Annotated in this window: 14 protein-coding genes, 1 tRNA gene and 1 pseudogene; 12 read left to right on the top strand and 4 right to left on the bottom strand. The window is 52.2% G+C overall.

The annotated features are described in order from the left end of the window. From BIY29_RS20455 to BIY29_RS18885, 3 genes are all read left to right on the top strand, one after another. Positions 1-204 (top strand): hypothetical protein (locus BIY29_RS20455; protein WP_205680378.1); only part of this gene is annotated, 204 nt, incomplete at its 5' end. Positions 205-234: 30 nt separating this feature from the next. Next, positions 235-822, top strand: a complete 588-nt coding sequence (lpcA, locus tag BIY29_RS18890; protein WP_121576569.1) for a D-sedoheptulose 7-phosphate isomerase — start codon at positions 235-237, stop codon at positions 820-822. A gap of 41 nt (positions 823-863) precedes the next feature. Further along, positions 864-1,631 (top strand): class II glutamine amidotransferase, encoded by a 768-nt coding sequence (locus BIY29_RS18885; RefSeq protein ID WP_121576568.1) that lies wholly within the window; start codon positions 864-866, stop codon positions 1,629-1,631. Here the strand turns inward: BIY29_RS18885 and dpaA are convergent. Beyond that, positions 1,602-2,333, bottom strand: coding sequence for a peptidoglycan meso-diaminopimelic acid protein amidase (dpaA, locus tag BIY29_RS18880; RefSeq protein WP_121576567.1), 732 nt, complete (start codon positions 2,331-2,333; stop codon positions 1,602-1,604). The two genes, BIY29_RS18885 and dpaA, sit on opposite strands and share 30 nt — an antisense overlap. 212 nt (positions 2,334-2,545) lie before the next feature. Between dpaA and dinB the strand changes: the two genes are divergently transcribed. Then, positions 2,546-3,604, top strand: a complete 1,059-nt coding sequence (gene dinB / locus BIY29_RS18875) for a DNA polymerase IV (RefSeq protein ID WP_121576566.1) — start codon at positions 2,546-2,548, stop codon at positions 3,602-3,604. 31 nt (positions 3,605-3,635) lie between these two features. Here the strand turns inward: dinB and pepD are convergent, their stop codons facing one another. Further along, the gene (gene pepD, locus BIY29_RS18870) at positions 3,636-5,096 is read right to left on the bottom strand and encodes a beta-Ala-His dipeptidase (protein ID WP_121576565.1); all 1,461 of its coding nucleotides are present in this window, start codon (positions 5,094-5,096) and stop codon (positions 3,636-3,638) included. Between the two features lie 165 nt (positions 5,097-5,261). Then, positions 5,262-6,194 carry an ATP-binding cassette domain-containing protein gene (locus BIY29_RS18865; RefSeq protein ID WP_240630212.1) on the bottom strand — a complete coding sequence of 311 codons (933 nt, stop codon included), beginning with the start codon at positions 6,192-6,194 and terminating at the stop codon, positions 5,262-5,264. A gap of 345 nt (positions 6,195-6,539) precedes the next feature. On the opposite strand from BIY29_RS18865, the gene gpt reads away from it, so the two are divergent. From gpt to BIY29_RS21090, 8 genes and pseudogenes are all read left to right on the top strand, one after another. Next, on the top strand, positions 6,540-6,998 hold the full coding sequence (gpt, locus tag BIY29_RS18860; protein ID WP_121576564.1) for a xanthine phosphoribosyltransferase: 459 nt from the start codon (positions 6,540-6,542) through the stop codon (positions 6,996-6,998). Positions 6,999-7,225: 227 nt separating this feature from the next. Beyond that, a complete protein-coding gene (gene frsA / locus BIY29_RS18855) occupies positions 7,226-8,476 on the top strand; it encodes an esterase FrsA (RefSeq protein ID WP_121576563.1) in 1,251 nt (416 codons plus the stop codon). A 59-nt stretch (positions 8,477-8,535) separates the two neighbouring features. Next, positions 8,536-8,910, top strand: a complete 375-nt coding sequence (gene crl / locus BIY29_RS18850; protein ID WP_121576562.1) for a sigma factor-binding protein Crl — start codon at positions 8,536-8,538, stop codon at positions 8,908-8,910. Positions 8,911-9,037: 127 nt separating this feature from the next. Then, positions 9,038-10,141, top strand: a complete 1,104-nt coding sequence (gene proB / locus BIY29_RS18845) for a glutamate 5-kinase (protein ID WP_121576561.1) — start codon at positions 9,038-9,040, stop codon at positions 10,139-10,141. Between the two features lie 10 nt (positions 10,142-10,151). Beyond that, a complete protein-coding gene (proA, locus tag BIY29_RS18840) occupies positions 10,152-11,405 on the top strand; it encodes a glutamate-5-semialdehyde dehydrogenase (RefSeq protein ID WP_121576560.1) in 1,254 nt (417 codons plus the stop codon). 264 nt (positions 11,406-11,669) lie between these two features. Continuing rightward, positions 11,670-11,745: transfer RNA gene (locus BIY29_RS18835), tRNA-Thr, on the top strand. Between the two features lie 175 nt (positions 11,746-11,920). After that, positions 11,921-12,109: pseudogene (locus BIY29_RS18830) on the top strand (Arm DNA-binding domain-containing protein); the annotation flags it as partial. Positions 12,110-12,152: 43 nt separating this feature from the next. Beyond that, positions 12,153-12,260 (top strand): hypothetical protein, encoded by a 108-nt coding sequence (locus BIY29_RS21090; RefSeq protein WP_240630214.1) that lies wholly within the window; start codon positions 12,153-12,155, stop codon positions 12,258-12,260. Between the two features lie 11 nt (positions 12,261-12,271). On the opposite strand, the gene BIY29_RS18820 is transcribed toward BIY29_RS21090, so the two are convergent. Then, the coding region (locus BIY29_RS18820; RefSeq protein ID WP_147437179.1) for a transposase domain-containing protein at positions 12,272-12,494 on the bottom strand (223 nt) is incomplete at its 5' end.

The following is a 12,494-nucleotide window of genomic DNA, read 5'->3' as shown; positions in this document are numbered from 1 at the left end:
CATAAGAGGTTTGACCTGTTGGCTTATGTTTGTTGTAGTTTATTTGATTATTTTTATCAATTAATTTACATCATAATTACAACTTATCTCGCAAGCCGGACGGCCGTTCAGTTTTTTCTGATTGGCGTCAGCGATCCTGACAATCGTGACATTACGCGCTTCTCGCTGTTTCAGCGATCCGCTACACTGCATGGCAGAATATGATGATGTCACCAGACAATATGAGAGGATGCTATGTATCAGGACTTAATCCGTAGTGAGCTGAAAGAAGCCGCAGAAACGTTGAATACGTTTTTGAGTGATGACGCGAATATTCAGTCTATTCAGGATGCGGCGGTATTGCTGGCTGATGCGTTTAAAGCGGGGGGGAAAGTGATTTCCTGTGGCAATGGCGGTTCACACTGTGATGCGATGCATTTTGCCGAAGAGCTGACGGGGCGCTACCGTGAAAACCGTCCGGGCTACCCGGCGATTGCCATTTCGGACCCCAGCCATCTTTCCTGCGTCAGTAATGATTTTGGTTATGATTTTGTTTTCTCCCGGTATGTGGAATCGCTGGGCCGCGAAGGTGATGTATTGCTGGGGATCTCAACCTCAGGTAATTCCGGCAATATCATTAAGGCCATCGCGGCGGCGAAGGCAAAGGGTATGAAGGTCATCACGCTGACGGGTAAAGACGGTGGAAAAATGGCCGGTTCGGCAGATGTGGAAATTCGTGTGCCCCATTTCGGCTATGCCGATCGCATTCAGGAAATCCATATCAAGGCTATCCATATCCTGATCCAACTAATTGAAAAAGAAATGGTTGTCAGCTCAAATTGATAGCGGGTCGCGTGCACAAGAGAGGTTAAAAGAGAGTTACGATGTGTGAACTGCTTGGGATGAGCGCAAATGTACCGACAGATATCTGTTTTAGTTTTACCGGACTGATACAGCGCGGCGGCCTGACCGGGCCGCATCGGGATGGCTGGGGAATTACTTTTTATGAAGGGCGTGGTTGCCGGACTTTCAAAGATCCCCTGCCAAGCTATAACTCGCCGATAGCCAGGTTGGTGCAGGATAATCCCATCAAATCTTGTGCGGTGATATCCCATATTCGTCAGGCGAACCGGGGCGCCGTTGCGCTGGAAAACACCCATCCTTTCACACGCGAACTGTGGGGCAGAAACTGGACGTTTGCACATAACGGGCAACTGAAGGGATATCGTTCGTTAAATACTGGCACTTTCCGGCCTGTCGGCCAGACGGATAGCGAGTTTGCGTTTTGCTGGCTGCTGTACCAACTGTCGCAACGCTATCCGCGTACGCCGGGTAACTGGCCTGCGGTATTCCGTTATATTGCCGGACAGGCGGATGTTCTGCGTAAAAAGGGTGTGTTTAACATGTTGCTGTCGGACGGACAGTTTGTGATGGGGTACTGTTCCACCAAATTGTACTGGATCACCCGGCGTGCGCCGTTTGGTAAGGCGACATTGTTGGATCAGGATATGGAAATTGATTTCCAGCAACAGACCACGCCCAACGATGTGGTCACGGTGCTGGCAACGCAACCACTGACGGGAAATGAAACCTGGCATCAAATCATGCCTGGTGAGTTTGTCTTATTTTGTTTCGGTGAACGCGTAATTTGATATCGGCTGACTGGTCATCAACGGTGGGCTGACGACATATTGCCCGTTAAATACCGTGATGGCCGGTGGCTGATAATGCTGATTGAAATAAGCATAGCCCGGTTGCAACTGACGCCAGAAAGAATAATAGGTGGAGTTACGGTGGCGCTGCATATTTTTTTCCGTCATGCGGAACGGATAAATAGCGAGTTCTATTTTTGTCTGCCCGTTAAGCAGGGCGTGTTCTGCATAACGGTAAATCTCATCAATGTAATTGTTGGTCATGGCATAGCAACCCACGGATACACATTCGCCGTGGATCATCAGATAGCGGCCCGAATACCCCTGTGATTGGTCATATTCATTAGGAAAACCGATATTGATGGCACGATAATATCGGCTGTCTGGCTTGAGCTGGCGTAAATCAACCTGATAGAAGCCTTCCGGGCTTTTCAAATCACCTTCGATACGTTTTGGCCCAAGACCGCCCGAATATTTACAAATTGGATAATGTTCCAATAAGCGATATTCATTGCCTACTTTAGCGTAGAGTTCTAATACTCTCTCTTCCTTAAATATTTGAATATAGATTGGCGAGCCCAATAATTGCTGTTTGAATTCTTTTTGTATCGTTGTTAACGGCGCGGTTTCACTGGCAGCACTGGTAACAGCAAGGGATGGCAAAAAAAACAACATCGCAAATGATAGCGCGATTTTTTGCATTGTAGATCCTGATGAATAAAAACGGTATTACATCGACGGGAAGTTATCGTCCCGTATTCCTTTGCCATGAGGCGGTTTCACATTATCACTGCCTTAGTTTTAATCAAGGGCGAAAAGAGAAAAAAAGCTAAAACGACGATAAAGCAATCTAGCCAAACTTGTTTGTGTTGATGTGATTCTGTATATTTATACAGTATTGTTAGGAGGTGGGTATGCGCAAAATCATTCATATTGATATGGATTGCTTCTATGCCGCAATTGAGATGCGTGATAATCCGCGCCTGCGCGATATCCCCCTGGCTATTGGCGGCAGCGCCGATCGTCGTGGTGTGATCAGCACTGCAAATTACCCGGCCCGCCGCTATGGCGTGCGCAGTGCCATGGCGACGGCAACCGCCCTGCGCCTGTGTCCGCAACTGACGCTACTCTCCGGGCGGATGGAAGTATATAAAGCGACCTCCCGCCAGATCCGTGAAATCTTTGCCCGCTACACTTCGCTTATTGAGCCGCTTTCTCTCGATGAAGCCTATCTGGATGTGACCGACAGCCCTTATTGCAATGGTTCTGCGACGCTGATAGCAGAAGAAATCCGTCAGACTATTTTTGATGAGCTGAATCTGACGGCATCCGCCGGTGTCGCCCCGATCAAATTTCTGGCCAAGGTCGCCTCTGAGTTGAATAAACCTAATGGCCAGTACGTTATCCCCCCGGATCAGGTGGATGCCTTTATATTGTCATTGCCGTTAGCCAAGATCCCCGGCGTTGGTCAAGTGACGGCAAAGCGGCTGGAAGAGAAAAGGCTGCTCACCTGTGCCGATGTGCGCCGTTATGAGCTGGCGGAGTTGTTAAAAAGTTTCGGTAAATTTGGCCGTATCCTGTGGGAGCGCTGCCACGGTATTGATGAACGGTCTGTATCACCAGACAGATTACGCAAGTCTGTTGGTGTTGAAAAAACGCTGGCGCGGGATATTCACCACTGGCACGAGTGCGAGGGTTTAATCGAGCAACTTTATCAGGAACTTGAATTACGCTTAAAGCGGGTAAAGCCAGACCTGCACATTGCGCGGCAGGGGGTAAAGCTGAAGTTTGATGATTTCCGCCAGACCACGCAGGAACACGTGTGGCCGGTGTTGAATAAACAGGATTTGCTCACGCTGGCGCAGCAAACCTGGAGGGAAAGGCGTGATGAGCGGGGTGTTCGGCTGGTGGGGTTACATGTCACCCTGCTCGATCCGCAAATTGAGCGCCAACTGGTGTTGAATTGGGAATGAGCGGCTCAGGCAAGCCGCCCGGTATGATGGGTTAAGCGCGTTCAGGAATGGCTTTCAGCAGCGCGGTCAACAACTGCCAGTATTGACCGACGCTGGCGATATGTACCTGTTCATCCGGCGAGTGCGGCCCGGTGATGGTCGGCCCGATTGACACCATATCCATATCGGGATACGGCTTCTTGAATAGCCCGCATTCCAGCCCTGCATGAATCACCATGATGTTCGGGGTTTTGTTAAACAGTTTCTGATAGGTTTCCCGTACCAGATGCATAACCGGTGATGTGGCATCAGGTTGCCAGCCGGGATAGCCGCCTTTCGGCGACGTGTCGGCGCCAGCCAGTTGGCCCAGCGCCGTCAGCGTACCGACGACAGCGTCTTTGCCGCTGTCAATCAGCGAACGAATCAGGCAATTAATTTCTGCTTGTTTTTCGTCCAGGGTAACCACACCGATGTTCAGTGAGGTTTCCACTACGCCTTTCACCGCGTCACTCATGCGGATCACCCCATTCGGCATGGCGTTCAGCAACGCCAGCAGCCGGGAACTGACCTCTTTGGTGAGTGCCAGCGCCTGACTGTCGCTGTTTTCCACCAACAAGGTTAGATTTTTCTCCACGGCGGACAGTTCGTTTTTCAGTACCGACAGATAGTCCTGGCTCTGCGCTTTTAGCTGTTCGACGTTGGCCGCCGGTAATGCCAGTGTGGCAAAAGCCTCACGCGGGATGGCGTTGCGCAGCGTTCCGCCATTCAGATCCAGCAGGCGAATATCCAGCTTATCGGCCTGTTCAAACAGAAAACGCGCCAGCAATTTATTGGCATTACCTAAACCGAGGTGGATATCGCAACCGGAGTGGCCGCCTTTCAGACCTTTTAAGGTCAGCGTCAGCGTTTGATAACCGTCCGGCAGCGTTTCACGTTCTAACGGCAGACGGGTAATAAAGTCGATCCCGCCCGCGCAGCCCATGTAAATTTCACCTTCCTGTTCTGAATCGGTATTGATCAGAATCTCACCCTGCAACCAGTTGGGTTGCAGACCGAACGCGCCATCCATGCCGGACTCCTCGGTCATGGTCAGCAACACTTCCAGCGGCCCGTGCTTTACATTGTTATCAGACAGCACCGCCAGCGCTGAGGCCATACCAATACCGTTATCCGCGCCTAACGTGGTGCCGCGGGCTTTCAGCCATTCGCCATCAATATAAGGTTGAATGGGGTCTTGGGTGAAATCATGCACGGTATCGTTATTCTTCTGTGGCACCATATCCAGATGCGCCTGCAAAACGACCGGTTTGCGCTTTTCCATGCCCGCCGTCGCCGCTTTGCGCAGCAGAATATTACCTGCCCGATCGCGCTCGGCATGGATACCTTTCTCTTTCGCCCAGGCAAGGATATATGCGGCAAGCGCTTCTTCATGATAAGACGGATGTGGAATGGAACAGATTTTGGCAAAAATGTCCCACAGCGGTTGTGGAGCAAGTTGAGACAGTTCAGACACTATTAAAGTCTCCTTTTCAGCAGCCCTGTCTTCGCGTCTGGCGCACAGGCGCTACAGGTTGAAAGTGAATCGCGGTCAGCCATCCTATATGGCATGTTAAAACAGAATATCACTTTCCACCGATCGTGGGGCCGGTTGCCGCTAAAAACCGCCGCGAGAGTTTTTTCATGACGTCTGGGTGTTCCACCCTTTGCCAGGGATAGCACTCAGCAGAAGCCGGGTATAGTTGTGTTGGGGATGCAGGAATACCTGGTGTGTGTCTCCCTGCTCGACAATTCTTCCCTCTTTCATGACGATAATCTGGTCGCAGATTTGTGCCGCCACTCGCAGATCATGGGTGATAAAAATGAGTGAAAGGCCGAGGCGCTGGCGCAATTCCGCCAACAGGTTTAATACCTGTGCCTGAACGGAAACATCCAGCGCGGAAACCGGTTCGTCCGCCACCAGGATACGCGGCTCCATAGCCAGCGCCCGCGCCAAACCTATCCGCTGACGTTGTCCGCCGGAAAACTCATGCGGGTAGCGATGGTTGGATTCAGGATCCAACCCGACCAGCGCAAATAAATCTCTGGCTTTTTTGAGCGCATTTTTCCGTGTTTCACCGTGGATCTCCGGCCCCTTTGCCACTATTTCCCCCACCGTCTGCCGCGGATTTAACGATGCAAAAGGATCCTGGAACACTATCTGCACTTTACGGCTTTGCTGGCGCTGCTGCTCGCGGTTGGTTCCGTTCTGTTGCTGACCGGACAGGATAATCTCTCCGCTGTCTGGCTGATAGAGCCGGACAATACAGCGGGCCAGCGTCGATTTGCCGGAACCGCTTTCACCGACGATACCGAGCGTGCTGCCCTGTGGCAGCGTCAGGTTGATATCCCGCAGTGCGTGGGATATGCGTCTGTTACGTGCCAGCCAGCTCCCTTGCCGGAATGTTTTGCTGACGTGCTGCAAGGTCAGGATAGCCTGGCTGCTGACCGCAGGGCGTGACGCGCCGGGGTGAAAGACCGGTACGGCAGCGATAAGCGCTTGCGTATACGGATGTTGTGGGGTGTTAAGTACCTGCCGGGTCGGCCCCTGTTCAACCACTTTTCCCTGTTGCATAACCGCGACGCGATCGGCTTGGCCAATATCGTATAACGGATTTTTTGTACGCCTGCTGTTCGGTCAGGATCGAGAAAGTCACGGGGTGAGGCGCGGTAAGTGTCAGCCTTAATCCCCGTCCTCTCCGGCTGATTTCTCTTGCCTTGTTTAATCTGTTTTTCTGCCGCAAGCATCCAATCTCTTTTTGTACTTAGTTATCCGCAAATTTTTGTTTAGACTGCATCGAGGAGGAGGAAACTCAGTCATAACGCTGGTTTTTGTGTCGTTGGATATCTATAATCCCGCGCAACCTTTTTCCCCCTCAGACTCAACGTGAGCCATTTTTATTCGGCTGGGATATATTTTATGAGCGAAAAGTACGTCGTAACCTGGGACATGTTGCAAATTCAGGCCCGCAAACTGGCACAGCGCTTACTGCCTGCCGACCAATGGAAAGGCATTATTGCCGTTAGCCGCGGCGGATTGGTTCCCGCCGCGCTGCTGGCTCGTGAACTGGGTATTCGTCATGTTGATACGGTTTGTATCTCCAGCTATGACCACGATAACCAGCGTGAAATGAAAGTGCTCAAGCGCGCAGAGGGTGATGGCGAAGGTTTTATCGTGGTGGACGATCTGGTTGATACCGGCGGCACTGCAAAAGCCATCCGCGACATGTATCCAAAAGCTCATTTTGTCACTATTTTCGCTAAACCTGCCGGTAAGCCGCTGGTTGACGACTATATTGTCGACATCCCGCAGGATACCTGGATCGAGCAGCCGTGGGATATGGGCGTGGTGTTTGTACCGCCGCTGGCCGGTTGCTGATCGAGGCTTGTTCCTCTGTGACAATGTCCGGTTATGCCGGGCATTGTTATTTATGAAAGCGCCTTTTATTTCAAGACTTATCTTCTATTTACCGCTGATTTGATCTGATAACGTGTTTCCGCGTTGATTTGCGCGCACCGCCATTTGTTTTCACCGTGATGAGTTAGTTACACTCAGCATTAAGTTTAGTTGTCCGCCAATGGCGGCTTACATTAACGGAGGCTGTTGTGGCGCAAGCTAACCTGTCAGAAACCCTGTTCAAACCATCCTTTAAGCACCCTGAAACGTCCATGTTGGTGAAGCGAGCTACTCATACCCAGAGTGTATTGGGTACGCAATCCGCGCTGGAGGGGGAAAACAGCCGCAACTGGTATCGGATGCTTAACCGTCTATTGTGGATCTGGCGTGGCGTTCATCCGTGGGATATTGAAGACGTACTGGCGCGTATTGCTGTCAGCAAGGCGGAAAGAAGCAGTGAGCGCTTACTGGATACGGTTATTGGCTACCGCAGCGGCAACTGGATTTATGAGTGGGTTAAGCAGGGGGCAAGCTGGCAGCAGCGGGCGACTGACGGCGGCGACAACGAACAAAACGGTCAGTACTGGCTGAATGCGGCGAACCTGTACAGCATCGCCGCCTATCCCCATCTTAAAGGTGATGAACTGGCGGAACAGGCTCAGACGCTGGCTAACCGGGCTTACGAAGAAGCAGCGAAGTATCTCTCCTATGAATTAAAGGAACTGACTTTCCCGATTGAAGGCGGCGGGTCGCTGACCGGATTTCTGCACCTTCCTCATGAGGGAAAAGCGCCTTTCCCAACGATACTGATGTGTGGCGGTCTGGAGACGCTGCAAAGTGATTATTATCGTCTGTTCTGTGATTATCTGGCGCCCGCCGGAATGGCCATGCTGACCATTGATGTGCCGTCTGTGGGCTTTTCTTCACGCTGGAAACTGAGTCAGGATTCCAGTTTCCTGCATCAGCAGGTGTTGCGGGCTTTGCCGGATGTGCCGTGGGTGGATCATTGCCGCGTTGGCGCGTTTGGTTTTCGTTTCGGAGCCAATATCGCCGTGCGGCTGGCTTATCTGGAAACGCAGCGCCTACGTGGTGTCGCCTGTCTGGGGCCGGTGGTGCATCACCTGTTGTGTGATGCGCAGCGTCAGCATCTAGTGCCTGATATGTTTATGGATATGATGGCAAGCCGGTTGGGAATGCCGTTTTCTACCGATGCGGCGCTGAAAACAGAATTAGGCCGTTATTCTCTCAAAACACAAGGCTTACTGGGACGGCGTTGCCCAACGCCAATGTTGGCCGGATATTGGGATAACGACCTGATAAGCCCGAAAGAGGAAGCAACCTTGATCGTCAATTCATCACAACAAGGAAAATTGCTGCCGGTGAATTTTTCACCTGTCTATCAGAACTTCCATCAGGCGTTACTGCAAATCACTCATTGGTTAGGTCATAAATTAGTCTAGTGCATTGATAAATTGTCATTCTCTGCTAAAAAGAATGTTCAACCCGAGGAGATTGCCGAATGATGTTACCGAGTGGACACCCGAAAAGCAGACTCATGAAACATTTTGCTTCACTGGGGCCGTATTTACGGGAAGCACAGTGTGAGCACGACCATTTTTTCTTTGACTGCCTGGCGGTGTGTGTCAATGTCAAACCCGACCCGGAAAAACGTGAGTTTTGGGGCTGGTGGCTGAAGCTGGAAGCACAAGAGCAAGCCTTTACCTATGATTACCACTTTGGTTTATTTGATAAAAACGGCAATTGGCGTGAAGAGAAAATCAAAGATAAAGACGTGATGGATCAACTGGAAAGTACCAGAAAAGCTTTCCATGTTCGTTTAGAAAAACTCCTGCAATCGTTGGACCCAGTCTGCGCATTAACCGCACGACCGTGATGCTTCCTGCCTGATCCCTGATTTATTCGCGGGTTTTCGCGTTGTGACTGTTGGCATAACGCGCCCGTCCTGTTACAACGTTTTTCTTATTTGTTCTTTTTTGATGACTTTCAACGGCAGAAAAATTATGAGCGGCAGCCAGACTTTGGTTGTGAAACTTGGCACCAGCGTGCTAACCGGCGGTTCGCGCCGCCTTAACCGGGCCCATATGGTTGAACTGGTGCGTCAGTGTGCGCAGCAACATGCGGCAGGGCACCGGATTGTTATTGTAACCTCAGGGGCGATTGCCGCCGGGCGTGAACATTTGGGCTATCCGGAGCTTCCGGCCACGATTGCCAGCAAACAACTGCTGGCGGCGGTAGGGCAAAGCCGCTTGATCCAACTGTGGGAACAACTATTTTCCATCTATGGTATTCATATCGGGCAGATGCTGCTGACCCGTGCCGATCTGGAAGACCGCGAGCGTTTTCTCAATGCGCGTGACACCATGCGGGCGCTGTTGGATAACCATATCGTGCCTGTTATTAATGAAAATGATGCGGTGGCGACTCTGGAAATCAAAGTCGGTGACAATGATAACCTCTCTGCATTGGCGGCCATTCTGGCCGATGCCGACAAACTGCTGCTGCTGACCGATCAGGCCGGCTTGTTCACCGCCGACCCCCGCAAAAATCCCGATGCTGAACTGATCCGTGAGGTTACCGGTATCGACGACGCGCTGCGTGGTATTGCCGGTGATAGCGTATCCGGTCTGGGCACCGGCGGAATGTCGACAAAATTACAGGCCGCAGACGTTGCCTGCCGTGCGGGCATTGACGTGGTGATTGCGGCGGGCAGTAAGCCCGGTGTTATTGGCGACGTGATAGCGGATGTGCCTGTCGGCACGCGCTTTCATGCGCTGGAAGCCCCGCTGGAAAGCCGTAAACGCTGGATATTTGGCGCCCCCCCGGCGGGTGAAATTACCGTGGATGATGGCGCGCTCGCGGCGATCCTTGAACGCGGCAGCTCTTTATTGCCCAAAGGAATCCGCGAGGTGATGGGAAACTTCTCCCGTGGTGAGGTCATCCGTATCCGTAGCCTGACGGGCCGTGATGTGGCACATGCCGTAACCCGCTATAACAGCGACGCACTGCGTATGATTGCCGGGCACCACTCTCAGCAGATAGCTGATATTCTCGGTTACGAATATGGCCCGGTAGCAGTCCACCGGGACGATATGATTATTAATTAAGGAGTACGCGATGCTTGAACAAATGGGCAAAGCGGCAAAGGCCGCGTCTTACCAGTTGGCGGCGCTGAGTACGGCTGAAAAAGATCGTGCCTTGTCGATGATGGCGGATTTACTGGAGTTGGAAAGCGAGCTGATTCTGGCGGCCAATGAGCAGGATGTCGCACAGGCAAGACAGAACGGCATGAGCGAAGCGCTGCTCGATCGGCTGCTGCTAACGCCGGAGCGGCTGACGGCGATTGCCAACGATGTCCGCCAGATATGCCGGCTGACCGACCCGGTAGGGCAGGTGATCGATGGTCGGATGTTGGACAGCGGTCTCAGGCTGGAGCGCCGCCGTGTGCCGCTCGGTGTGGTCGGTGTGATTTATGAAGCGCGCCCTAACGTCACCATCGATGTGGCGTCACTATGCCTGAAAACCGGCAACGCAGTGATTCTGCGTGGCGGTAAGGAAACTTATCGCACCAACGCCGCGACAGTAAAGGTGATCCAGCAGGCGCTGGCACAATGCGGCTTGCCTGAGTCAGCGGTTCAGGCCATTGAAAGCCCGGACCGTGAACTGGTGAGCCAGTTACTGAAGCTGGATCGCTATGTCGACATGCTGATCCCCCGCGGCGGCGCGGGCCTGCACAAACTCTGCCGCGAACAGTCAACGATCCCGGTCATCACAGGCGGGATCGGAGTGTGCCACATTTACGCCGACGAAAGCATTGATTTCGACAAAGCCCTGACGGTGATTGAAAGCGCCAAAGTACAGCGTCCCAGCGCTTGTAACAGTCTGGAAACACTGCTGGTCAATCAAAGTATTGCGCCTCTCTTCCTGCCTGAATTGAGCAAAAAAATGGCGGCGGCGGGTGTCACCTTACATGCCAGCTCATCCGCCATGCCGTTCCTGACGGATGGCCCGGCGAAAGTAGTAGAAGTAGAAGAAGCCAACTATGACGATGAATGGCTTTCAAACGATCTCAACGTCACGCTGGTTGACTGTCTGGATGACGCCGTGGCCCACATCCGCCAGCATGGCACGCAGCACTCAGACGCGATCCTGACCCGCTCCCTGAGCAATGCGGAACGCTTTGTGCGCCAAGTGGACTCATCAGCGGTTTACGTCAATGCCAGCACCCGCTTTACCGATGGCGGACAATTTGGCCTGGGCGCGGAAGTGGCTGTCAGCACGCAAAAGTTACATGCACGCGGCCCGATGGGATTAGATGCGCTGACCACCTATAAATGGATTGGTTACGGTAACGATCTGGTTCGCCCGTAATCCCGCTTTTTATGGAGGGCTCTCCTTGCCCACCCCCTTCGGGCCGCTGCCAGCGGCGTTAAAAATTTCTCCCGGAAATTTTTTAAACCGGAAAGTTATAGGGTTCTCTGTTATCAGTTTGGAAAATTATCAGAGAATCCCTATCTCCGACGTGACGGTTATAAAACCAGCAGACGGCCGCCAAATGCTTGACTTGGCGCTTCATTTTCAATAGTTTGTCACCCCGTAGTCCATCGTCATGCACTCGCCATGACGATCCCCAACGCCGATATAGCTCAGTTGGTAGAGCAGCGCATTCGTAATGCGAAGGTCGTAGGTTCGACTCCTATTATCGGCACCATCCTACCTATTTTAACGTCTCCCTAAGTCTACTCAAACACTCTTTAAACCCTTATAATACGCGGTTTCACGGCCCTTATTGTCTCTGCTCGTCTACTCACGTTCACAGAAATCTACGGTGAGTTGGGGGTATCAATGGGGGTATTCGCTGTTCGGTCTAAAGGAGATACCCCCAGATGAAGCTCAATGCCAGACAGGTCGAGACTGCCAAGCCCAAAGATAAACCCTACAAGTTAGCAGATGGTGGGGGCATGTATCTGGAGGTGTTCCCTAACGGCACCAAAAGCTGGCGCATGAAATACCGGATCGCAGGTAAAGAAAAACGTGTGGTGTTTGGCGTCTACCCGACCATTACCTTAGCTGATCACCCTGGTGAAACCTATCGATAAGTCGACACCGTTACTGGCAATGGCATTGGATAAACAAGAGAAGGTTAAAGTATTAATCGATTTTTACCGCACCACACAACGTAAGCGTCCGGCGAACTCACATTGCGCGACTGAAGTAACATTATAGACTGGTCGGTATCAGCTAAAGCTATTTTCGGCGTAAGGCAACAGTTCGCTGATCCGGTTGTTGGGCCAGATAGGCAAGCGCGTTAATACGTCACGCAGCCAGATATACGGGTCGTGGCCGTTGAGTTTCGCGGTTTCCAGCAGACTCAGGATAGACGCCATCCGTTGCCCGGCGCGCAACGATCCGGCAAAAAGCCAGTTCTTGCGGCCCACGGCTACCGGACGGATGCAGTTT

This window comes from Brenneria alni (genome assembly GCF_003666245.1).
Taxonomy (GTDB): domain Bacteria; phylum Pseudomonadota; class Gammaproteobacteria; order Enterobacterales; family Enterobacteriaceae; genus Brenneria; species Brenneria alni.
Note: the sequence above shows the minus strand (reverse complement) of the source record. Positions and strands in the feature narration are given on the sequence as shown.